This is a genomic window from Algibacter mikhailovii (assembly GCF_014651495.1).
GTDB lineage: Bacteria > Bacteroidota > Bacteroidia > Flavobacteriales > Flavobacteriaceae > Algibacter_E > Algibacter_E mikhailovii.
In genome coordinates, this window is sequence record NZ_BMWZ01000001.1 from 432,912 (window position 1) to 455,220 (window position 22,309).

The window sequence follows — 22,309 nt, forward strand, 5'->3', positions numbered from 1 at the left end:
GCAGGTACTGCTATTCATTTATGGCTTTTAAATGCGCATAAACCGGATTTCCTTGTATTTTCAACTCTACTTCTCTTTTGAAAATTTTAACACCTTTAACGGCATTAAGTTTTCCGTCTGGGGCGAATGCTTTTACTGCAAATAATTCACCATTATCATTCACTGCTTTGACATGAATAATATTCCCAGAGCGACTTATGCCTTTAACATCAAGTTTCTCTTTGTTATCCGTAATCGCTTTAATATCATATAATGTTCCATCGGTACCAATAGCTTTTATTGGTGCATATTCGTAGGTACTTTGCATTATTTTAACTGGCAGCTCTCCGCCTTCTACAAGCACTTTAATATTCAAAAAGCTATGTTGCTTAGAATCTTGAGTAGCTTTAACATCAAAGGTATTACCCTCTGGATCAAAGGCTTTTATATCTAAATTATTCCCATCTGGTGTTACTGCCTTAATGTTCCAAATAATTCTTTCAAAATCACTCTTCTCCTTCTCGCCTTTCTTTACTTTTTTCTTTTTCTTTTTAACAGGTATTTCAAGGTCATCTTCGTTGGCAGCAGGATGCATGGCTTTAACATGCGCATGAATATTCAAGCCTTTCAAAGACATTTCTCGATCCTGAAAGTTAATCTTTATACCTTTAATATCATTTAACTCTCCTGTAGGTGAGATTGCTTTAACGCCATAAAATTCACCCTCTTTAGTAATGGCTTTTATCATGACAACATATCCAAATCTGGCCACCCCTTTAACATCCAGTTTTTCGCCTTCAGGAGTTATGGCTTTAAGTTCATAAGTGTCACCAGTATTAGTTATTGCTGTAACTGGCGAAAATTGTGTTTTACTCACCAACAACTTAACAGGAAATTTGTTACCATTTTCTATAGCATTTACATCAAGGAAACTTGTTTGATCAGCGTTCTGAACTGCTTTAATATCTATAGATTCACCCTTCTCATTAAAGCCCTTTACCTCTAAACTTTTCCCATCGGGTGCAATAGCCTTTACATTCCATAAAATATCATTAACTTTTTTAACTTCTTCTGTATCTGTTTTTGTGGTTTTATCTTTTGAAGCACTGTTGTTACAAGCCGTAAATAAAAATCCAAGAATAAACAGATAAACACAAACACTTCTAATGTGTAATAGATTTAATTTTTTCATAATTCATTTAACTTTATAATTCCTTAAAATTATAAAAAGACGAACCTTTTTTTTATGATTTTAATCATGAAAAAGTATAAGACTATTAATTTATTTAAAAGTGTCTAGCCTAAAGAGAAAATGATATCCTTCTGCATCCTAATAAAAGCAATTAAGGCTTAAAATACAGATTTCAATTAAACGCCAAGTGCTTTTAGTTTGATGAATAAACACGCACCTCTTACGCTCTTATAATTCATTAAAAATAATTACCAAATTTTTATGCGTTCTTCAATTGCTTTAAAATTAGCATCTGTATCTTTTACATCAAACGTTTCATAAAACGGTGTAAAGTTCATTAATGGACCATTTACTCTCCAAATTGGTGGTGAATGCGGATCATTTGCTACATAATTTCTTAAGAAGGCTTCACGCATTTTTACGCGCCAAATATTAGCAATCGATAAAAAGAATCGTTCCTTTGGTGTGTACCCTCCTATTTTGGTGGTGTCTTGTCCTTGTTCGGTTAACAGAAAGGCATCGTAGGCAATAGCAATCCCTCCATTATCAGCTGTGTTTTCCCCTACGGTTAAAGCTCCATTTAAATGTACACTATCCAACACTGTAAAGGCATTGTATTGTTCAATAATCTGATTTGTTTTAGCTTTAAATTTAGTATAATCAACATCAGTCCACCAATTGGAAACATTTCCATCTTTATCATATTGAGCACCTCGATCATCAAATGCATGAATAAATTCATGGCCAATAACCATACCTATTCCTCCATAATTTAGTGCATCGTCAGCATATAAATCAAAATAAGGCTTCTGTAAAATTCCTGCTGGGAATACAATTTCATTTAAAGAGGCATTATAATAGGCCGTTACTGTTGAAGGTGTTGTATGCCATTCATCTCTATTTGGTGGCTGATTTAACTGCTGTAATTCATATTGATAAGCGGTACTTCTTAAATTCACCACATTTTCAAAAAACTGCGTCCTATTTATTTCAACATCATACATTCTCCAAACATCAGGGTAACCAATTTTTTTATTAATAGCGAATAATTTATCTTTTGCTTTTATTTTAGTGCTATCGCTCATCCAGTCTAGATTATCAATACGTTTTTCTAGGACTTTCTGAAAATTATTTACCAAATCTAACGCGCGCTTTTTAGCATCTTCATTAAAATAGCGTTTAACATATAGCTGCCCTAATGCAAAACCAAGCAAATTATCTACAAAACGCACCATTTGCTTATCACGAGACTGTTGCTCCGTTTGCCCAGATAATACTTTTGAATATGAAAAAGAAACATCTTGAAAAGGTTTGGATAATATTTGATCATGAGAACTTATTGAATTAGCCTTTAGATATAGTTTCCAATCACTAATAGATACTGTTTTCAGCATATTATCAAGAGCATCATAATATAATGGTTGTGCAACATCAATAGAATCTACCCTTGCTCCCAAAATATGAAGTATTGAATTCCAATCGATATTTTCATGTTTATCATTCAAATCACTTACAGCGACCTTATTATAGTTGGCTTGAATATCCCTTAGTTCAACCCTTGTTTTATGTGATTCTGCTATTTGCTTTTCTATCTGGTAAACAATTTCGGCTTTAGATTTTGCCTCAGTTTCACCGGTAAGTTCAAAAAGAGTGGTCACATATCTTTTATAAGCTTCCTGTATTTCAATAACCGATGAATCTTCATTAAAATAATAATCACGATCCGGTAACCCAATACCTGCTTGACCAAAATGAAGAATATTTAGTTTGCTATTCTTTTTATCCGCTGAAATAGAAGGCAATAACAATGAATAATCTCCCGATTTAATCTGATTGGCAACAAATGTCATAATCGATGACGTATTGTTTATACTAGAAATCTTCTCTAAAATTGGAGTTATCGGTTTTACACCCCGCGAATTTATGGCAACTGTATCCATTCCAGACGCATAAAAATCTCCCACTTTTTGTTCTATAGTGCCTTTAGGGTGCTCCTGTATTGAAACCGCTTCCAGTATATTTTTTAATAATGCTTGTTGTGGGATATTAAGAAACCGATATGCACCAACACCTACTTGATCATCAGCTATGACTGCATTCTCCATCCAATTTTTATTAACATGATTAAAGAAATCATCACCGGGTTTAATTGATTGATCAATATCATCAAATACTACCGCATTAAGAGCGGGGGTGACTTTATTCTCTTGTTTGCATGATAAACATACCAATAGCACTAATGAGATATAACGCAATACATTCATAATATAGCCAATTTTAGTTTACTCAAATATACATCAAGATCAGGAACTGAAATCGGTGGCCATCTAAAAATTTAAGAAATGTGAACTAGCGCTTTAATTAATCTTTTTGATGGCCTAATTATTATCTTATAAAAATATCAGGTTTACAAAAACGTTTTAAGCATTTACAACGTCATCATAGATATTATTTGTGATCGTTATGAGCGCTTCAATTTTGTCCTTATTATATGCATCTGGATGTGCCTTAGCAAAAACACCTCTATCATTATCAAAATACTTACCTGAATCTGACGCATGTTCTTTTTGGATGGCAAGGTCATATAAAATATTCACCCCTTTTTCAGCAGGAGACCAATGTTGTCCATAGGCTTCATTAGCCATTTTAGTATTTAATAGGGACCCCGGATTAACAGCAATAACAGTAATACTGGGTTCTTGTTTTGCTAAATAAAAGCTCCACATGGTTATAGCTAACTTACTTTGAGCGTAGCTTGTACTGGCATCATGAATACTGTTACCTGCCAGTGTTGCATCTGAAACGCTAGTCTGTGCGGCTGAGCTCAAATTTATTATACGTGTATTATATCCTTTCAGTAATACCGGTATTAGGGCTTTTGTTAATATAAAGGGGGCTAAATAATTAACAACAAACCTGATATCAAAACCATGGTACCCAAGATTTTCTGTGGATTTAAAAACTCCAGCATTGTTAATTAATATATCTAATTTAGAACATTTTTCTTTGACTTCATTAGCCATTTTTAATACGGTCTCTAAATTTGAAAAATCGGCAACCAGACCTATTATATTACTGTTTTTTGATTTGTTCTTAATTTCTGTAACCACGGCATTTACTTTGGATGCATTTCTTCCATGTATAAAAATAGTGTGTCCGTCTTGAGCCAGTTTTAATGCTGTTAACTTCCCAATGCCATCGGTACTTCCGGTAATTAATATTGTTTTATTCATGATGCCTTATTTTCTTGTTGGAATGAAATTCTGGTAAAACTTTTTCTGCAATACGCTCTAAGGTTTCGTCTATATTCAAGGCGTTAAAGCGTAAGTTCAATGCTAAATGATTAACACCAATACTTCTTAGTTTGTCTAAATAATCAACTAAATAGTTGACTCCTAATCTATACCCTAATTGAATAGGCTGTGGCCTATAATCATCTTCTTCTTGTAAATCTAAATACATGGGTTGCATAAAAGGTTTATCATACTTTTGCGTTTTAGCAATTAACTCTCTATACTGTCTTATTGTATTGTTTTGATTATAAAGATCACGTGGGTAATTCATCCAACCATCAGCATGGTTAACGTTCCATTCTAAAGTTTGCCTGCTACTACCCGTCATAAGCAATGGAATTTTATGCGATGTTGATTTTGGCAACATATCGATATTACCTTTTAACTGTCCGTAGTTGTTTTTTGCAATGGTTGGGTAGGCATCATGAAGATTCCTAATATAATGAAAAGAATCTCTAAATAATGCACCTCTTGATTCATAATCAATACCCATAGCTGGGTATTCATCAAATCTGTCACCTGAGGCAACCCCTAACAATAATCTGCCTTGTGACAATTGATCTATTGTGGCAGCTGATTTTGCCACATGCAAAGGATGGTGCAGCGGCAGAGCTATACTAGAAACACCCAAAGCTATTACAGAAGTTTGTCCAGCAAGAAAGCCTAAATAAGTAAATGGATCATAGGTTTGACCAGCATCACCAAAATTTGGTACATTAAATGGTATATCCCTCAGCCAAATTGATTTAAAACCTAAACGTTCTACTTTTTTAACGCGTTCTAAATGAGTTTCCATAGTTGGTATAGGACCACTGGTATAACTTTCAATTGGAACCACGACACCAAGACTTAAAGCGTTTTGTTGAAAAACCCTGTTATACGCTTTATTAATCTTTTCGAATTGCATCTTTAGTATTCCATTACAACCTTACCCATTCCTAGTCCACTTTCCAATCTGGCGTGTGCTTTACCCACGTCTTCTAAAGCAAATTGTTGATCATCAAGAATTGGGGTTAATCCACCTTCTTCAATTATTTCAGTAATATTTTTAAGAATTTCGCCATGAGTTTCACGCTTATAATTATGTAACATTGGAATAAGCATAAATACCACATGCAAAGATAACCCCTTAAAATGAGCTAATGAGAGATCTAATTCGCATAAGGATACTGTAGTAGCAATTTGTCCATTTAGAGCGGCAGCATTAAACGAGTTTATAAGGTTAGCCCCTCCAACTGAGTCATAAACTACATCAAACCCATCACCACTAGTATATTTTTGTATATAGGCTTCAACAGTTTCTGTTTTATAATTAATGGCTGAAGCTCCTAGTTTTTCAATAAGTGCCAGTTGTTTATCGCCCCCACCTGTAGAGTAAACATCGGCGCCATAATAATTCGCTAATTGTAATGCTATATGACCTACGCCACCTGAGCCACCATGTACTAATATTTTTTGACCTGAAGTCACCCCTGCACGTTTTAAACCTTCATAGGCTGTAATACCAACTAATGGTAAAGCCGCAGCTTCCTTCATACTAATATTTTTTGCCTTTTTTGCAATTAATTTACTATCGGCGGCTACATATTCTGCTAGAGTTCCGGGTAAATCTGCTAGCCCACCAACACAACCATAAACCTCATCGCCAACGCTAAAGGCTGTAACATCATCTGCAATGGCTTCAATAGTACCGGCAACATCCATCCCTAAAAGCGCTGGAGTTTCTGGAGATAACGGTAAGTCCTTCCCCATTTTTCTTATCATGGTATCCACTGTGTTCACACTCGAAGCTGCTATTTTAATTAATACCTCTCCATTTTTCAATACTGGCATAGAAATTTCAGTCACTTCAAATTCGGCATCTTCACCGTATGTATTAAGAATCATTGCTTTCATAATTATAGTTTTTTTAATGAAAATTTTATACTATCATTTTTATAGTACCAAAAGTATACATAGATTCCTAATAATACAATAACGGTCAAAAAGTATAGTATAGACATGAGATTTCAACTTACTTAATTACAGTGTTTTAAATATGTATATTTTTACTATAAAATTTATAGTTGTATAACTAAGTATAGTAGCTTATATTTGAAGAAATTATCTTTCAAAACATGTATAAGTTTAAAGGAAAAGAATACCCGTGTTGCGCTAGTTTGACTATGGGTATCATTGGAGGAAAATGGAAGACCGTGATTTTATATCATTTATTGGATAGAACGCTTCGCTATAATGAATTAAGAAAAGAAATGCCTACTGTTACTGAGCGTACTTTAAGTTTACAATTAAAGCATTTAGAGGAAGATGGAATAATTAGGCGAAAGGTATATACATCAAAACCACCTTTAAAAGTTGAGTATTCATTAACCGATTTTGGAAAAACGCTAATTCCGTTGATACAATCTATAGCAGATTGGGGTGTTGCAGTGGTTGAGAATAAAGAAAATAGGTCTCAAGTTAAAACTAAAACTTATCAAATTTAATTTTTAGAAACTCATCACTACTTTCCGTTTGTATTTCTATCCAAACAGGTAAATGATCACTCATTTGATTGCGTTTCCAATAGGCATTAAAATATTTTTCGAATTTGGAATTACTAGTCAATGTGTTTGGATTTTCTTTGTGTAAAAGCATGAGATCATGATATTGGGATAGCTCTTCAGGTATATTTTTATACACATAATCAAACAAATTAAATACACCTCCCCGTTCTATACCATTGGTGTCTTTAGCAATTTTAAAATAGTCATCCACATTTAGGAATATCCGATCATATATTTGATTTAAACTGGTATTGGTGAATTCGCCTGTTAGGCCATTACGTTCTTTAAAACCGGTATCCGTAATTTGTTTTACTATATCTCCATCATCATCATACAAATTAGTATCCCCAAGAATAATCATATTTCTATCTTCATAGGGCAGTGCATTTATTTTGTTTTTAACAATGCCCATAAGTAGGCGCACTTCCTCTTTCCTAATGGCTTTATTGGCCGTTCCATCTCCTGGATGCAAGTGAACACTTAAAATTGAGAATTTTCTCCATCCGCTTTCAAAACCAGTAAATATTGGTGTTCTCTTTAATTGACTAATACCTGAATTGCTATTCGCTAATTCTGGAGGAATGACAATTTCGCCGGATAATCCGGACTGATTTATACGGCGTGAATCATAAAGAAAACCAAAACGTTCATTATTTCCATGATTGCCTTCCGTAACATCAGTAATAGTATATTTCCAATGACTTCCTAAAACGCGTAGTACTTTTCTAAAATCATCTAAATCTCTATTAATCTCTTGCAGGGCTACAATGTCAAAGCTATTGATTATTTCCGCTATATAATACAATGATTCAGCTGTCCTATTTTTTAAAGAACCAAAGTTCTTTATATTCCAGCTGCAGAGTAACAGGTTAGAATCTACCGTCTTTCTTGGAATTTTATCCATAATGCCATTTCTCAATCGCATTAGATTAAATAAGGTACGCTTTTTAACATCTTCAGATAATAGACGCTTGTAATTGTCTTCTGAATCTAACATTACTAAGGCATACCTGTCATTTAATAGTTCACTATCTGGTCTTAAATCATTGTACCACATCATTTTTATTTTTTAGTTAATCATACAGATGATTTCACCCATATACAAATAAAATAGAGCTATTAAAATGACGCATTAGAAACTTCGAACTACTTAAGGATTAGGTAAATGTAGAAAAAAATATCAAGTTTTATAGTTTATATTTTTTTTTAAAATGCACATATTCCTATAAATATGTGGTTTTACTTAAGTCGTATTCCCTTGTATAATTAGAAAAAATACGCGCTAATGTACTTCTGAATAAATACATGGCACTTATTAATTAATGGAATAGCCTATTACATTAAAAAACGAGAGAAGTAAAAACAAAAAAAGGAACCTCAAGAGATTCCCGTTTTTGTTCTTTAATGAAACATATGGCAACTAATTACATATCTCCATCAAATTTAAATTTTTGCGTACCTAATGAGGCTTCAGCCATAGCTCCTTTTTCACTCTCAACCACCGCAGCAATACCATCATTGTAGACCATATTAGCAGACACGCCAGATTTTAATGCAACAGCAGAAGCTTCTGAAGAAAATTTAAATTTACCATTAGTAAAATTATCTAACGCTGCTTTATTTTCAAAAAACATCACTTGTGAATACTGTTGTGCACCTGCCTGAAGCCCCAAAGTAGCTTGCATTAATTTGGTTCCTCCAATAACTTGATCATTTTCAAAAACCAATCCTTTACCTCCAGCACCACCAACGCCTAAACCAGCCTTTGTAATTTGAGGAAAAACAGCATAACCGTAAGCCTTTTCAAACTCTGATTCTAAACTTGGGTGATCGCTTATAAGTTTTCTAATGGTGGCATCAACCTCTGCGGCCAGCTCACCGTCTTTAGGATAGTTAACGGTATAGCTGAAACCAGTGTCTTCAACTATTTCGACTTCCTCTACCTCCACTTCCTCTACTTCTTCTTGAACTACTTCTTCAGCTTGAACCTCTGAAATCTCTTCAACTGATTCGCTAACAGCTTCGCTTTGTTCTTCTTTTTTTGAATCTTTACAGGAAATGATTAACGCACAAAAAAGCAAAATGGCAAAAAGGCCTTTTAAAATTTTCATAATAAATTAGGATTAAAGTAAATATTAAATTTCAATTACAGCTTAAATATAGGGCTTTTTTGTCAAAGAACAACGAAGATTTCTTGCTATGCACATATTGTATTTCAAGAACTTAGGCGTAATTATCTAATTAATTCTTGATAGTATCCTAGAACATCTTAAGCGAATCTAAAATTTTGTTAAAAAAAAGAATGAACGTTCATTTTTTAGTAATTTTGATTTGATTTATAAATAAAATGGAGAAACTTCAAAAAAAACTAGACAAACGTAATGCGCTTATAAAGGCAACTATAACCCTAGTTAATAATAATGGTTTTCATAATACCCCAATGAGTAAAATTGCAAAAATGGCAAATGTTTCACCAGCAACCATCTATTTATATTTTGAAAACAAACAAGATTTAGTGAACAAAACATATTTAGAGGTAAAAGAAAAATATACCGATTTTGCATTTGCCACTTATTCCAAAACAATGCCTATAAAACAGGGGTTTGAGATAGTATGGAAGCGAATAGCTGAATTTAAACTTAAGGAATGCGAGGATGCCATGTTTTTAGTGCAATGTGATAATTCACCTATAATTGATGAGCCAAGTAGACAGGAAGGCATTAAACACTTAGAACCTTTATTGGAGTTATGGGAACGAGGCAAAATGCAAGGCATCATAAAGCCGTTATCTGACTACCTACTATACGCCTATACCATAGCGCCTTTATCTTTTTTAATGATAAATCAAGAACGTGGTGTATTTCAACTTAACAAAAAACATATTGAAGAAGCCTTTGACGCGGCTTGGAGTAGTATTAGAGTTTGACACAGCATAAAACAAGCACTTAATATTGGAACAACTGGCTGTCTATTCAAAACTAATAAAGAAATCTTAGACCTGCAGTTTACCGCATTCCTATAGCAGATTGCAGCCATACCAATTACTATGAGAAGCGTTACTAGCTATATTAATTATACAGAACAAATACTATATTAAAGACATAAAAAAAATTGTAATGAATAAATAAAAATTAAAATTATGGAATTATTAGAAAAATTAAATTGGCGTTACGCCGCAAAGGCCATGAACGGTGAAAAAGTATCTGAAGACAAAATAAATAACATTTTAGAAGCAGCCCGTTTGGCTCCAACTTCAAGTGGTTTACAGCCATTTGAAATAATAGTGATTAAAAATCAAGACCTAAAAGAAAAAATAAAACCGGTTGCTTGGAATCAATCTGTGATTTCTGACTGCTCGCATCTGCTTGTTTTTGCTGCTTGGGACACTTATACTGCAGAACGTATAAATTATATGTTTGATTTAACGAATGAAATCCGTGGATTTAAGAACGAAGGTTGGGAAAATTACCGTCAAATGTTGCTCAATTCTTATCCACAAAAAGATACGGAGGAAAACTTTAATCATGCAGCCAAACAAGCCTATATAGCTTTCTCACAGGCCATAATTGCAGCAGCTTTTCAAGGCGTTGATGCGACCCCATTAGAAGGCTTTGATCCTGCAGCTGTAGATGAAATATTAGAACTGCGACAAAAAGGTTTGCGCAGTGCCGTGCTTTTACCAATAGGTTACAGAGAAGAAAAAGAAGACTGGCTAGTAAATCTAACTAAGGTTAGAAAACCTATGGAAGATTTAGTCTCTGTTATTGAATAGAATCATCTAATAATTGGCCTCTAGATTTGGGCTGGAAAAGTATTTAACAACAATAAAAATAAAAACATGAACATATTATTTGTATTAACTTCCCACAATAAGCTTGGGAATACAGGAAGAAAAACAGGGTTTTGGGTTGAAGAGTTTGCCAACCCATATTATACTTTATTGGATAAAGGCGCTAAAATTACCATAGCAACACCTAAAGGTGGTGCTGCACCAATAGATCCTAGTAGTGACTCTCCAGATGCCGCAACCGCAGACACTGTGCGTTTCAACAATGATGCGGATGCACAAAACAACATAGCTCAAACTAAAACATTATCTAAAATTAATGCTAATGACTTTGATGCTGTTTTTTATCCAGGTGGTCATGGCCCTTTATGGGACCTGGCAAACGATAAAACGTCAATTTCATTAATAGAAACATTCAATAATCAGGATAAACCTATAGCTTTTGTATGTCATGCTCCAGCTGCACTAAAACAAGTTAAAGATTCAAAAGGTGACGCCTTAGTAAAAGGTAAAAAAGTAACTGGATTTACAAATAGTGAAGAGGCTGCTGTACAATTAACAGATGTTGTTCCTTTTCTAGTCGAAGATATGCTACAGGCCAATGGTGGCGAATTTAGTAGAAAAGAAGACTGGGCCGCTTATGCTGTTCAGGATGGCAATCTAATCACAGGGCAAAACCCTGCTTCATCTAAATTGGTTGCTCAAAAGTTATTAGAAAGTTTAAAATAATACTTTTGAGATAACCAGTAATTTGATGTTGAGTCTTAAGGCATATACGTCATTACTGGCGCAATAATTTATAACAAAAAAAGCCCATCAAGATTGATGGGCTTTTTTTAATACATGCTTCTTATAGTTTTGTAACTCGTACTTTCTTCTTTTTTAACCGGGTATTATTCAATTTTTGAATTAAGTCCTCCGCCTTCTTTAAGGGTATAGCAACAAAAGCACAATCTTGCTTTAATTCTATAGAACCTAACTCTTCCTTGCTTATTTGGCCTTTTTTTAAAAACAAACCGGCTATATCGCCTTTTGAAATTTTGTCTTTCCTCCCCCCTGAAATAAACAAAGTTTGCCAATATTGCAGTTTAAAATTGGCCTTTTTAGAAATATTAATCCCTTCTGTCTCTTGAATGAAATCCGGTAACAATCGACCTTTCCTTTTCAATACATAAGCAGTTCCATTTGCATGCATTCTAGCTGTTCGACCATTTCTATGTATAAACTCTTCCTTGTGTATAGGCAATTCGTAATGAATGATATATTGCAATTCCGGAATATCAATACCACGTGCGGCTAAATCTGTTGCTACTAATATTTGGCAAGATCCATTTCTAAATTTAATTAGTGCACGTTCTCTATCCTTTTGTTCCATACCTCCCGAAAAACAGGCGTGATTTATGTTTTTACGCTTTAAAAAACGGCTTACTTCATTGATGCTATCTCGTAAGTTGCAAAAAATAATACCGGGTTCATTCCCTATATGCTGCAATAAATCAATCAAGGTGTGTAACATGTTCTTATCTGGAGAAATTACTGTTTTAATATCCAAATTAGACCGTTGTGATTCTTTAAGATAATTAATAATTGTAGGCTGGTTTAACTTTACAAACTCTGGTATTTTAACTCCTTGGGTTGCCGATGTTAACACACGTTTATTTAAATTATTTAATTGACTGATTATGGCCTTCATTTCTTCTTCAAAACCGTCTTCTAAGGACTTATCGAATTCATCTAAAATTAGTGTCTTAATGGCCGTTTTAGAAAATCGCTCTTGGTCAAAATGATCTAATAGTCTTCCAGGTGTACCAATTAAAATTGCGGGATTATGTTTTATTTCAATTTTGTCTTTTGATATAGGTCTGCCTCCATAAACAGCATTTACTTTAAAACCTGAGCCCATACTCCGTATAACTTGCTCAATTTGAATTGCTAATTCCCGCGTAGGCACTATAATTAGGGCTTGAACTTCTTTGGAAGTAGGATCCAGTTCTCTCAACAATGGTAATGAAAAAGCTAATGTTTTACCTGTTCCTGTGGGCGATAATATAACAGTATTCGTTTTGTTTTCAATTACTGAAATTGCTTCCTCCTGCATGGGATTCAGTTCATGAATATTTAATTTAGTGAGAATATCCTGTTGATTTTTAACACTACTTGCCATAGTTTATCTTTTTGAGACCTCTTTCGTTGTAGACTTATCAGCCGTTTCAGCGAGGTAGTTGGCGAGTATCTTATCAACTAATTCCTCTTTTGTGGCGTGATGAAAAATAGTCTTTATTTTTGATTTAAACGCTTCTGAAACTTCCCGGTTAGGTTTTGTTTTAAAGATTTTCCTTGCCCATACCAATGCATTATTCTCGGCAATACTTTGTGCATCTGCCTTAACAAATTCGCTAAAAGTAATACCTAATTCTTCCTCAAATTCTGGAATATCCTCAATTTCTTCTTTTTGAATGATACTTAAAGAAAGGCCTTTTCCTCCTGCCCGTGCCGTACGGCCACTTCTATGAACATAGGCGTCATAAGTATCAGGCAAATGGTAATTAACAACGTAAGCCAGTTCTTTGACATCAATACCTCGAGCTGCCAAATCGGTGGTTACCAGAATATTGATATATCCCGCTCTAAATTGTTCCATAATTCGATCTCTGATGCCTTGTGATAAACTTCCGTGAATAGCACCAGAAGAGAACTTATTTATAGCTAATTTTTTTGCTAATTTATTTACCGCAGCTTTAGTTTTACAAAATATAATACCTCGAGCCCCTTCTTTTGAATTTAAAAAATGAAGCAATATTTCTAATTTTTCTATGGGCTCAACAACCACAAATTGATGATCTATGCCTTGATGCCCAGACGAAGCCATATCAGCTTCAATTTTCACAACATCCTTAGACATATAATTATGTACCAGTTGTTTAATATTTCCTGATATGGTAGCTGTAAATAAAAAAGTTCTCTTAGATTTTGGAATTCCACTAATAATCAAATCAACCTCTGCTTTTAAGGCACTAATCATTTCATCAGCCTCATCTAGCACTAGATATTGCACGGTATTAATATTAATTGCTTCGCGCTTCATCAAATCTACTAAACGCCCTGGCGTTGCCACTACAATGTGCGCTGTTGATTTTAGACGTTCAATTTGTTGTTTTAAAGGAGTGCCTCCGTATACGACAGCTATGGAAACCTCTGGCATATTAGCGGCAAATACCATTAAGTTATCATAAATCTGCCGAGCTAATTCTCTGGTAGGAACCAATATAAGCCCCTGTAAATTAGAATTAGTTTCATTAATTAACTGCAATAAAGGTAAGCCAAAAGCAGCTGTTTTACCTGTACCCGTCTTAGCTAAAGCAACAACATCCTCCTTTTGATTTAAAACAATTGGAATTGTTTTCTCTTGTATCTCTGTAGGATTAAGATAATTTAATTCTGCTAAACTTTGTTGTATTTTTTTAATAACTCCTAAATCGGAAAAACCTTTTGACATAAAAATGCTTTTTTACAAAGGTAATGATACAAACGTTGGAATAACCTATATAACTCGTATTACCCCCTAAATGGTAAGTAGACTTTTTTAAAAAAACAAAGCGCAATTAAAACAGGTGTATCTAGAGTTTACTAGTTTCTATTTAATGACACGTACATTGGTGGCAACTGGGCCTTTAGAACTCTTTTCTATATTAAAAGAAACACGCTTTTTTTCTCTAATTTTATCAATTAGATTTTTAGTGTGCACAAATATCTCCTCCCCAGAATCTTCAACAATAATAAATCCGTAGCCTTTTTTATAGTTAAAAAACTTAACCGTACCTTCTTTTAAATCGGATTCATTATTCAGGTTAAATAATTTATTAATAAAATTCTTAATCATCATTTCTGTTTTTACAAGGCTAACTTAATGGTAGCTATTACTTCAAATTAACAAGGCCACAAAAGTAAGTTAAAAAAAAGAGTTAATAAAAAAACACTAGGAATTATAGCAGTTACTTTATTAATTTCATTTTCATAAATGTTTGAATCCTTATCTTTACCCAGTAAACGCATAGAATTGGAAAACCTACAACAGCTAAAAGGTCATTTAGAGGAAATTGCCCATATTTCTCAAACAGATTGGGCGTTTTTCACCTCTAAATTACAACGCCGTATCATTCCTAAGAAAACCATATTTTTAGAACTTGATGCTATAGAAAATCACATTTCCTTTATTGAGTCTGGTGTGGTACGTCTATATATCCCTAAAGATAACCCAGAAAAAGAAATTACATTTGGTTTTAGTTTTGAGAACCAGTTTGTAAGTGCATATGATTCCTTCTTAACACAAACGCCATCAGCGTATCAATTACAAGCACTTACAGAAACTACTATTTTAAGCATTACTTATGATGACTTGCAGGCCGTTTACAGAACCACCCAAATAGGAAACCTTATTGGTAGATTGACAGCTGAACGTCTTTTTTTATTAAAATCTAGCCGTGAACAGAATCTATTAAATCTTACGGCTGAAGAGCGCTATATGAAATTGTTTAAAGAACGCCCTGAACTTCTTAAGGTGATTCCTTTAAAATACGTAAGTTCATATATTGGCATAACGGCACAAGCATTGAGCAGAATTAGAAAACGTTTGTAATTTTATTGATTTAGGTTCATTGTTTAGCAAAGGAGTGCAAATTATCTTTGCAAAAAAAATTATGACCATAGTTATTTTTGTTTTAGTCCTTTGGTATGGTGGCCTGTTTTTCCAATCCTTCTTTTTACATCGTTATGCTGCTCATCAGGTGTTTATCATGTCTAAAACCATGGAGCGCATTACATTTATTTTGACCTGGATTTTTCAAGGTTCTAGTTATTTAAGTGCTTACGGATATGGTATCATGCACCGCATGCACCACGCCTATACAGACACGGATAAGGATCCACACTCCCCTTCTTATGATGCTAATGTTTTTGCTATGATGTGGAAGACCAAAACTATTTATCAAGACATCAATAAACAACGTATTGACGTAGACCCACGTTTTACCAAAAATGTTCCGCAATGGAAAACATTTGATGCTTTTGCCAGTTCACGTTTTTCCAGATTACTTTGGATTTCTTTGTATGTTTTGTTTTTTGTCTTTTTTACAACGGCTTGGTGGCAATGGTTGCTATTACCTATTACCTTCCTAATGGCGCCAATTCATGGTGTAATAATTAATTGGTTTGGTCATATTTATGGTTATGTTAATTATAAAATGAATAACACGAGTAAAAATTTATTTCGGTTTGATTTTTTGATGATGGGCGAAGGCTACCACAATAACCATCATAAATTTGCAAATCGTGCTAATTTTGGTGTAAAATGGTATGAAATTGATTTAACCTATATGATAATAAAGGTTTTAAACTACTTTGGTATAATTCAATTGAAACACCAAACAGTAAAAAAATAGTAGAACAAATTCTTCATATAATTATATATATTAGCATATCTTAAGTATTATAATTTAACAATATATGTTCAAGCACTTCTTAGTTACTAGATTTAATCTAAAAAAATCAGACTGGAAAACGAATAAGAACAACAAAGATGTGCTTACCGATGAATGGCATAGAAATAGATTTAAGCTATTTACTGATTATTGTTTTCCCAGTGTTGTTGCTCAAACTAATACTAATTTTGACTGGATTGTCTTTTTTGATACATCTACCAAAGAAGAATTTCGAACAATAGTATCGAATTTAGCCAAGGAATTCCCCAATTTTAAACCGATATATATTGACGGCATGGACCTATACCTTCCTGCTGTTCAAGACTACGTTAAAGATTTTGATGAAGATTTTATTATTACAACAGGAATTGATAATGATGATTGTATTAGCAAGCACTTTATAGAAGAAATTCAAAAAAAATTTGATAAACAAGAGTTTATGGCCTTAGATTTTGTTGATGGATATACCATCCAAACACAATCTAATATAAAAGTGGGCAAGAAACTGCATCAATACAATCCTTTTATTTCACTTTTTGAAAGAAATGTTAACCCCAAAACCATTAGAGACCGTTCACATAGAAATTGGAAAAAAGAGAAAAATGTGTTACAAGTAAGAGACGTAAAAATTTGGTCGTCTGTAATTCATGCTGAAAACAAGGTCAATGAGTTTACAGGATACGGTCATGTGAACATAGAAGATTTTTTTGAATCCTTTAAAATATCAAAAGCACAAGAGCATTATATAAAAGAAAACGCAATTCCGGTTACCAAATGGGGCTTTGAAAGCAAAATTAATTTCTTGTCTTCTTATTGGAAATTTAGTTCTAAAAACCTTAAGCGATCTTTAGGTTTTTATACAAAAAAATAGACTTTATAAATATTTTATTTAAACAAAAAGCCCTCAATATTTGAGGGCTTTTGATGTAAATTAGTGAATGTTTCTTTTTAGCGATTTAAAAAATCAATTACTTTATGTTTCATTCAATTACGTTATAAAATTAACTCAAAGAGCTCGATAAAAAAACAACATATTTACCTTAAAGATTATCTATTTTAACCATTTTCAAAAGCGATCACTCAATAGGAATGAAACTGTTACCTTTAAACTAAATAAATTAAAAGTATGTGTCAATTTTTTATTCCCTTCTCACTATTGTAAATTTAATAATTCCGGTATCTACCTCCGACTTTTGTAGCAAACCATTTTTGTAATAGTATTTGCTTTCACTTCCGTTTGGTGCTATTTTTAAATAGATGTGCTCCCCTATTTTCTCAAGGTTATGAAAATCACCATGCTCTTCAGCATATATCGTCCTAACATTTATAGGTTCCTCCAACACAAGTTGAATGACACTATTATTAATAGGCGTATAAATTTCTTTTTTTAATTTTTCATTTGAATAAAACCAATATCTATTATCTTCTTTAACAGTCCTTACTTTTGTTTTATCCTTTCCCCTTAATGTTATATGCGCCTTAGCATCTTTTAAAAGACCATCAATAAAAGTTACATTATAGTTATAAACCAGAGGAACTTCTATTAATAAGTTAAATTCAATTTCAGTATGACTTTGATAATTAATTTCTCCTTCATTTGTGGTTTTAGATGCTTCTAGAGTCCCCAACAGGTTACCGCGATGAATAACGTTAAAACTATGAAACTGAGTTTGAGACGAAACCGTACAACATAATAAAAACAAATACAGTATTATTAGTTTTCTCATATATTTTTTTATTTCCTTAAATATATAAAAATACAAGAGTATTCATTTATTAATCTTTAGAAAACAAAAAAGACTCCTTAAAAGGAGTCTTTAAAGCTTCAAGAATCTATATTCCTTAAATATTTTTTTCTTTTTGGTTTAGTATTATATCTTTCTTAGCTACTAAAATATCATTCTCCTTCTCAAGTGTAAGAATACAATCTACCCCTTGTTTTTTCATACGCTTACGACATATTTTAGATAATTTAGGGTCATCATCAAAAAGATATACTGGCAAATCATATTCCCTTTCATTAGGGGCCTTAATTATTGGATGAATATGTTTCAATTTGCGAGAAGACAAACGTTTACCAGGAACAAAAGTGAAAAAGGTGTATTCTCCATTTTCATTTGTTTTAACCCATGCTCTATGCTGAACATGTCGCTTAGAACCTGTCTTTACAATTTCATAACTACCGTCTTCATTGGGTTGTTCAATATATAGTATAACATCCTTTGCAGGTGTTACGCCATCACTTTGGTATATTGTTCCTGTAATTTTTAATTTTTCTAATTTACTATCATAGTCAGGTATAGTAGCCACATTAGATAATACACTTTCTGAATAATCATAAAATGGATTTTTTGTACTAGACTTAAATGCAATTTCTTGAGCCGAAATTTTAGTAGTAGAAGATAAAATTAATCCGATGTAAAATAAAACTATAAATGGTCTCATGTTGATTTTTAGTTGGTTAAGCTGGGTCGAAATTAAAGCATTAGATAGTTGCCATTACTATAAACCGCATGAACGCAAGAAATAAAACGTCGAAATGACAAGGTTTGCAAAATTCATCGGCAAAATACCTTTGCTAATGGTAATGAGCACATTAAAAGGCCAAACAAGTGTATGGATTTCAGCAAAGCACAATTATCTGTGAACCCAATACTAAATCAAAAATTTAAGGAGATACAATTTTACCTGAATACCTTATGGCTAGTCTAGAACCACCACTTATGGCGATATCGGCTTTTGAATTGGAGAATATAATAATATTTACATTGAATTTTTCGGATTTGCTCTTCGCTTCAAACGACACATCATACGTATTTTTTTTACTTAACTCAGCTTTGTAGTTTTCAACAAGACCATCAAATTGAATTGCACTATCATCCGTACCATATCCTACTTGCATTTGTCGTTCACCAAAATAAGGAAGAAATGATGATATACTGTCTTCTTTGATTTCCAAAAAATTAGGGTTACCTATCAAACTAATTGCATTTGTATTACTTCCTGGTGGCATCAAACCAGAATTCATTACGCTCTGAAGTGCTGCAGTAACCTGAGGATAAGCCATATCAGATTCTATTCGATATGCTCTTTTTTCAATTAATAGATTAAAAGCATTCATTTCTGCTTCAGTCATGACAGGTTTAGATGATTTACACGCAATATGAGTAATCCCGCAAACCATTAAAATAATTATCAATTTTTTCATCACAGTATAAGGTAATACAATTACCAATTAAATCAAAGAATAATAAAACTCTTTACTGTTACTTAAGGATGTTATCAATTGCTGTAATCCAATAATCTATATTTGTCTTATTAGTTTGTAATCCTATGTTTTTAGAACCATAGGGTTTATACATTTCCATATTAGTCACAGAAAAGAAACCTACTGTAGGGGCTAATGACGCACTAGCTAAGTGCATAACCCCATTATCGGCAGCTATAAAGACACTGGTATTTCGAATTATTGCAGCCATTTCCCTTATATCCTGACTGTAAAAATTTGGAGATTTAAAATTAATTTTTGAAATATTCTCTATTGGTAACATTTCAATAATATTATAGTCTGGGTATTCTTTTAAAAGCCTTTCATAAAAAGTGCCCCACCATTCTTCAGAATAACATTTATCTCCTGTAGCATTGGTATAAATACAAATGGTTTCCTTATCTCCAGGTACTACACCATTCAATACTTGTTTTCCTTTTGCTATTTCTTGGTCATTTAATTTTACGTCCAATACCGGCACCTTGTTTTCTACCTGAATGTTAACTCCTAAGTTTTTTAAATATAATCTTAAATTATATACCGGGTATATAGAGATATGTTGATAACCATCAAGATGTTTAAATTCGGAATCGTCAACTTCACCAAAAATTTTAAAATCAGCTTTTGCTATTTGAGTTAGTAATCGACCCGATGACGAGGTTCTATCCCCATTTATTACAAAATCATATTTCCGTTGCTTGATTGACGCCCATGAACTAATATACTTGACAATATGACTCCATGGTCTTTTTGGTAGCTTTATTACATTGACAACTTCTTTGTAATTTTCAAAAACAGGATGTGCCACCCCTCCTTTTACAAATAAATCAATTTCACAGTTTGGAAATACATCGATCACTTCTTGCACAAGTGGTGTTAAAAGTAATTGATTTCCTAATCTATGATTTGGTCTTATAATCAGTACTTTTTTAACTTTTAAAACATCACAAGACCCATAAGCTGGTTCAGTATAAGAATTACCAACTCCTTTTGCTAGGTTCCATATAACAGTTCTTCTAATATGATTAATACGGGATTTGAATGACATTAAAATCGATTTTATGTAAAGTGCTGCAAAATTACATATTTTTCAACTCTCCAACTAATTCTGTCAATGCGGCTTTTGCATCTCCAAAAAGCATTGATGTTTTTGAATTATAGAATAACTCATTTTCAATTCCAGCATAGCCAGCGTTCATACTTCGCTTGTTTACAACAATGTGCTTGGCATTTTCCACATCTAAAATTGGCATACCATATATTGGACTACTTGCATCGTTATGTGCTGCTGGATTAACCACATCATTGGCTCCAACAACCAATACCACATCAGTATTATTAAAATGAGGGTTAATATCTTCCATTTCTACTAGAATACTATAATCTACATTTGATTCGGCCAAGAGCACATTCATATGTCCTGGCATTCGCCCAGCAACAGGGTGAATTGCATATTTAACATTTACTCCTTTTCCAGTAAGAATTTCCTCCAATTCATGAATTACATGCTGCGCCTGAGCAACCGCTAAGCCATAACCTGGAACAATGACTACATTTGAAGCATAATTCATCATTATTGCCGTATCACTTGCCGTAGCATTTTTAATAGAACCAAGTGTCTTATTAGTACCAGATATATCTTTACTTGCCGTAAATGAGCCAAAAATAACAGAAGTTAAAGTTCGATTCATAGCCTTACACATCGCAATAGTTAGGATTATACCAGCCGAACCAACCAAAATACCACCAACTAGCATAACCATATTATTATATAATATACCAGTAATCGCCGCGGCAATTCCAGTTAAAGAATTCAATAATGATATGACCACTGGCATATCTGCACCTCCTATAGGTAGAACAAACAAGATACCATAAACTAAACCTCCAATTAATAAACCATAAAGTAATATAGGGTTATAAACTCCAGTTGAAATCATAAAAATAGCTAAAGCAATAACAGCAATAAAGAATAGGTTATTTATAACATTATGCTGTGGCAGTTTTATAACACTTTTTAATGATCCATTTAGTTTTCCCCAAGCGATTAAACTTCCTGAAAAAGTTATCCCGCCAATAATTATACCGGAAACTATAGTGGTAGCCTGCATCGTATTGTCTACATTTTTACTGAACTCGACTAAGCCAATTAAGGTAGCACTAGCTCCTCCAAAACCATTAAAAAGGGATACCAATTCAGGCATTTTAGTCATTTCAACTTTTACAGCAATAAGCCACCCTATTATTGAACCTATTGCAATAGCGGCACCTATTAAAACATAAATGATTGTAGGCACTTCTAAATCATGAATAAAAACCGTTCCAATTATAGCTAGTCCCATTCCAAATGCGGCAATCAGATTACCTTTTTTTGCTGTTTCTGGATGACCTAGTTTATTTAAACCAAGAACAAAAGTTACTGTGGCTATTAGATATATAACACTTAATAAAACACTCATTATTTCTTCTTTTTAAACATTTGTAACATTCTATGTGTCACGGCAAAACCACCGACAACATTTAATATACCTAATACAACCGCTAAAAAACCTAAGGTTAACGCGATAAAATCGTTTGGATCTGAATGTAGCATCACTAAAATAGCACCAACAATAACAACACCACTAAGGGCGTTGGCTCCAGACATTAATGGCGTATGTAGTACTGCTGGAATACTTTTTATTACCTCTACACCGACAAAAATTGAAAGGATAAGAATGTATGTGATTTGAATATTATCTTTAATAAACTCTAATAATTGATTCAT

The 22,309-nt window shown here is 33.2% G+C and carries 23 protein-coding genes; 7 read left to right on the forward strand and 16 right to left on the reverse strand.

Annotation, left to right across the window (positions count from 1 at the left end):
* Positions 1–10: 10 nt before the first annotated feature.
* The 5 genes from IE051_RS01910 to IE051_RS01930 all read right to left on the reverse strand — a co-directional run bounded on the left by IE051_RS01910 (position 11) and on the right by IE051_RS01930 (position 6,360).
* The gene (locus IE051_RS01910) at positions 11–1,171 is read right to left on the reverse strand and encodes a DUF7486 family protein (protein WP_189358939.1); all 1,161 of its coding nucleotides are present in this window, start codon (positions 1,169–1,171) and stop codon (positions 11–13) included.
* A gap of 248 nt (positions 1,172–1,419) precedes the next feature.
* Positions 1,420–3,435 carry a M13 family metallopeptidase gene (locus IE051_RS01915; RefSeq protein WP_189358941.1) on the reverse strand — a complete coding sequence of 672 codons (2,016 nt, stop codon included), beginning with the start codon at positions 3,433–3,435 and terminating at the stop codon, positions 1,420–1,422.
* A gap of 156 nt (positions 3,436–3,591) precedes the next feature.
* Complete coding sequence (locus tag IE051_RS01920) at positions 3,592–4,404, reverse strand: SDR family NAD(P)-dependent oxidoreductase (RefSeq protein WP_189358943.1); 813 nt, start codon at positions 4,402–4,404, stop codon at positions 3,592–3,594.
* A complete protein-coding gene (locus tag IE051_RS01925; protein ID WP_189358945.1) occupies positions 4,397–5,371 on the reverse strand; it encodes an LLM class oxidoreductase in 975 nt (324 codons plus the stop codon). The genes IE051_RS01920 and IE051_RS01925 overlap by 8 nt, the downstream gene beginning before the upstream one ends.
* 2 nt (positions 5,372–5,373) lie before the next feature.
* Positions 5,374–6,360, reverse strand: a complete 987-nt coding sequence (locus tag IE051_RS01930) for a zinc-dependent alcohol dehydrogenase family protein (RefSeq protein ID WP_189358947.1) — start codon at positions 6,358–6,360, stop codon at positions 5,374–5,376.
* Positions 6,361–6,581: 221 nt separating this feature from the next.
* Here IE051_RS01930 and IE051_RS01935 point away from each other — a divergent pair, with 221 nt between their 5' ends.
* Positions 6,582–6,950: a winged helix-turn-helix transcriptional regulator gene (locus IE051_RS01935; protein WP_189358949.1), complete on the forward strand. Its 369-nt coding sequence runs from the start codon at positions 6,582–6,584 to the stop codon at positions 6,948–6,950.
* Here IE051_RS01935 and IE051_RS01940 read toward each other — a convergent pair.
* A complete protein-coding gene (locus tag IE051_RS01940) occupies positions 6,931–8,070 on the reverse strand; it encodes an endonuclease/exonuclease/phosphatase family protein (protein ID WP_189358951.1) in 1,140 nt (379 codons plus the stop codon). The two genes, IE051_RS01935 and IE051_RS01940, sit on opposite strands and share 20 nt — an antisense overlap.
* A gap of 364 nt (positions 8,071–8,434) precedes the next feature.
* Positions 8,435–9,121, reverse strand: coding sequence for a lipid-binding SYLF domain-containing protein (locus IE051_RS01945; protein WP_189358953.1), 687 nt, complete (start codon positions 9,119–9,121; stop codon positions 8,435–8,437).
* 236 nt (positions 9,122–9,357) lie between these two features.
* On the opposite strand from IE051_RS01945, the gene IE051_RS01950 reads away from it, so the two are divergent.
* The 3 genes from IE051_RS01950 to IE051_RS01960 all read left to right on the forward strand — a co-directional run bounded on the left by IE051_RS01950 (position 9,358) and on the right by IE051_RS01960 (position 11,526).
* Entirely contained in the window at positions 9,358–9,936 is a 579-nt protein-coding gene (locus IE051_RS01950) for a TetR/AcrR family transcriptional regulator (RefSeq protein WP_189358955.1), read from the forward strand.
* 213 nt (positions 9,937–10,149) lie between these two features.
* Complete coding sequence (locus IE051_RS01955) at positions 10,150–10,782, forward strand: NAD(P)H-dependent oxidoreductase (protein ID WP_189358957.1); 633 nt, start codon at positions 10,150–10,152, stop codon at positions 10,780–10,782.
* A gap of 66 nt (positions 10,783–10,848) precedes the next feature.
* A complete protein-coding gene (locus IE051_RS01960; RefSeq protein ID WP_189358959.1) occupies positions 10,849–11,526 on the forward strand; it encodes a type 1 glutamine amidotransferase domain-containing protein in 678 nt (225 codons plus the stop codon).
* 121 nt (positions 11,527–11,647) lie between these two features.
* On the opposite strand, the gene IE051_RS01965 is transcribed toward IE051_RS01960, so the two are convergent.
* The 3 genes from IE051_RS01965 to IE051_RS01975 form a co-directional block, all read right to left on the reverse strand.
* The gene (locus IE051_RS01965) at positions 11,648–12,961 is read right to left on the reverse strand and encodes a DEAD/DEAH box helicase (protein WP_189358961.1); all 1,314 of its coding nucleotides are present in this window, start codon (positions 12,959–12,961) and stop codon (positions 11,648–11,650) included.
* A gap of 3 nt (positions 12,962–12,964) precedes the next feature.
* The gene (locus tag IE051_RS01970) at positions 12,965–14,293 is read right to left on the reverse strand and encodes a DEAD/DEAH box helicase (protein ID WP_189358963.1); all 1,329 of its coding nucleotides are present in this window, start codon (positions 14,291–14,293) and stop codon (positions 12,965–12,967) included.
* Positions 14,294–14,431: 138 nt separating this feature from the next.
* Positions 14,432–14,680, reverse strand: a complete 249-nt coding sequence (locus tag IE051_RS01975) for a cold-shock protein (protein WP_229796696.1) — start codon at positions 14,678–14,680, stop codon at positions 14,432–14,434.
* Between the two features lie 135 nt (positions 14,681–14,815).
* Between IE051_RS01975 and IE051_RS01980 the strand changes: the two genes are divergently transcribed.
* The 3 genes from IE051_RS01980 (at position 14,816) to IE051_RS01990 (ending at position 17,145) form a co-directional block, all read left to right on the forward strand.
* Positions 14,816–15,433 carry a Crp/Fnr family transcriptional regulator gene (locus tag IE051_RS01980; protein WP_189358965.1) on the forward strand — a complete coding sequence of 206 codons (618 nt, stop codon included), beginning with the start codon at positions 14,816–14,818 and terminating at the stop codon, positions 15,431–15,433.
* A 61-nt stretch (positions 15,434–15,494) separates the two neighbouring features.
* Positions 15,495–16,235 carry an acyl-CoA desaturase gene (locus IE051_RS01985; RefSeq protein WP_189358967.1) on the forward strand — a complete coding sequence of 247 codons (741 nt, stop codon included), beginning with the start codon at positions 15,495–15,497 and terminating at the stop codon, positions 16,233–16,235.
* Positions 16,236–16,299: 64 nt separating this feature from the next.
* Positions 16,300–17,145 carry a glycosyltransferase gene (locus IE051_RS01990; RefSeq protein ID WP_189358969.1) on the forward strand — a complete coding sequence of 282 codons (846 nt, stop codon included), beginning with the start codon at positions 16,300–16,302 and terminating at the stop codon, positions 17,143–17,145.
* Positions 17,146–17,413: 268 nt separating this feature from the next.
* Here IE051_RS01990 and IE051_RS01995 read toward each other — a convergent pair whose 3' ends face one another.
* From IE051_RS01995 to IE051_RS02020, 6 genes are all read right to left on the reverse strand, one after another.
* Positions 17,414–18,001: a DUF6134 family protein gene (locus IE051_RS01995; protein ID WP_189358971.1), complete on the reverse strand. Its 588-nt coding sequence runs from the start codon at positions 17,999–18,001 to the stop codon at positions 17,414–17,416.
* 115 nt (positions 18,002–18,116) lie between these two features.
* Positions 18,117–18,719, reverse strand: coding sequence for a hypothetical protein (locus IE051_RS02000; protein ID WP_189358973.1), 603 nt, complete (start codon positions 18,717–18,719; stop codon positions 18,117–18,119).
* Between the two features lie 223 nt (positions 18,720–18,942).
* Positions 18,943–19,410 (reverse strand): DUF4251 domain-containing protein, encoded by a 468-nt coding sequence (locus tag IE051_RS02005; RefSeq protein WP_189358975.1) that lies wholly within the window; start codon positions 19,408–19,410, stop codon positions 18,943–18,945.
* A 130-nt stretch (positions 19,411–19,540) separates the two neighbouring features.
* Positions 19,541–20,590: a glycosyltransferase family 9 protein gene (locus IE051_RS02010; protein WP_189358977.1), complete on the reverse strand. Its 1,050-nt coding sequence runs from the start codon at positions 20,588–20,590 to the stop codon at positions 19,541–19,543.
* Positions 20,591–20,621: 31 nt separating this feature from the next.
* A complete protein-coding gene (locus IE051_RS02015; RefSeq protein WP_189358980.1) occupies positions 20,622–22,001 on the reverse strand; it encodes an NAD(P)(+) transhydrogenase (Re/Si-specific) subunit beta in 1,380 nt (459 codons plus the stop codon).
* On the reverse strand, positions 22,001–22,309 hold the full coding sequence (locus IE051_RS02020; protein WP_189358982.1) for an NAD(P) transhydrogenase subunit alpha part 2: 309 nt from the start codon (positions 22,307–22,309) through the stop codon (positions 22,001–22,003). The genes IE051_RS02015 and IE051_RS02020 overlap by 1 nt, the downstream gene beginning before the upstream one ends.

Coding starts and splice junctions, on each gene's coding strand:
- IE051_RS01910 (WP_189358939.1), bottom strand. CDS start 1,171: ATGAAAAAATTAAATCTATTACACATTAGAAGTGTTTGTGTTTATCTG.
- IE051_RS01915 (WP_189358941.1), bottom strand. CDS start 3,435: ATGAATGTATTGCGTTATATCTCATTAGTGCTATTGGTATGTTTATCA.
- IE051_RS01920 (WP_189358943.1), bottom strand. CDS start 4,404: ATGAATAAAACAATATTAATTACCGGAAGTACCGATGGCATTGGGAAG.
- IE051_RS01925 (WP_189358945.1), bottom strand. CDS start 5,371: ATGCAATTCGAAAAGATTAATAAAGCGTATAACAGGGTTTTTCAACAA.
- IE051_RS01930 (WP_189358947.1), bottom strand. CDS start 6,360: ATGAAAGCAATGATTCTTAATACATACGGTGAAGATGCCGAATTTGAA.
- IE051_RS01935 (WP_189358949.1), top strand. CDS start 6,582: ATGTATAAGTTTAAAGGAAAAGAATACCCGTGTTGCGCTAGTTTGACT.
- IE051_RS01940 (WP_189358951.1), bottom strand. CDS start 8,070: ATGATGTGGTACAATGATTTAAGACCAGATAGTGAACTATTAAATGAC.
- IE051_RS01945 (WP_189358953.1), bottom strand. CDS start 9,121: ATGAAAATTTTAAAAGGCCTTTTTGCCATTTTGCTTTTTTGTGCGTTA.
- IE051_RS01950 (WP_189358955.1), top strand. CDS start 9,358: ATGGAGAAACTTCAAAAAAAACTAGACAAACGTAATGCGCTTATAAAG.
- IE051_RS01955 (WP_189358957.1), top strand. CDS start 10,150: ATGGAATTATTAGAAAAATTAAATTGGCGTTACGCCGCAAAGGCCATG.
- IE051_RS01960 (WP_189358959.1), top strand. CDS start 10,849: ATGAACATATTATTTGTATTAACTTCCCACAATAAGCTTGGGAATACA.
- IE051_RS01965 (WP_189358961.1), bottom strand. CDS start 12,961: ATGGCAAGTAGTGTTAAAAATCAACAGGATATTCTCACTAAATTAAAT.
- IE051_RS01970 (WP_189358963.1), bottom strand. CDS start 14,293: ATGTCAAAAGGTTTTTCCGATTTAGGAGTTATTAAAAAAATACAACAA.
- IE051_RS01975 (WP_229796696.1), bottom strand. CDS start 14,680: ATGATGATTAAGAATTTTATTAATAAATTATTTAACCTGAATAATGAA.
- IE051_RS01980 (WP_189358965.1), top strand. CDS start 14,816: ATGTTTGAATCCTTATCTTTACCCAGTAAACGCATAGAATTGGAAAAC.
- IE051_RS01985 (WP_189358967.1), top strand. CDS start 15,495: ATGACCATAGTTATTTTTGTTTTAGTCCTTTGGTATGGTGGCCTGTTT.
- IE051_RS01990 (WP_189358969.1), top strand. CDS start 16,300: ATGTTCAAGCACTTCTTAGTTACTAGATTTAATCTAAAAAAATCAGAC.
- IE051_RS01995 (WP_189358971.1), bottom strand. CDS start 18,001: ATGAGAAAACTAATAATACTGTATTTGTTTTTATTATGTTGTACGGTT.
- IE051_RS02000 (WP_189358973.1), bottom strand. CDS start 18,719: ATGAGACCATTTATAGTTTTATTTTACATCGGATTAATTTTATCTTCT.
- IE051_RS02005 (WP_189358975.1), bottom strand. CDS start 19,410: ATGACTGAAGCAGAAATGAATGCTTTTAATCTATTAATTGAAAAAAGA.
- IE051_RS02010 (WP_189358977.1), bottom strand. CDS start 20,590: ATGTCATTCAAATCCCGTATTAATCATATTAGAAGAACTGTTATATGG.
- IE051_RS02015 (WP_189358980.1), bottom strand. CDS start 22,001: ATGAGTGTTTTATTAAGTGTTATATATCTAATAGCCACAGTAACTTTT.
- IE051_RS02020 (WP_189358982.1), bottom strand. CDS start 22,309: ATGAATCAATTATTAGAGTTTATTAAAGATAATATTCAAATCACATAC.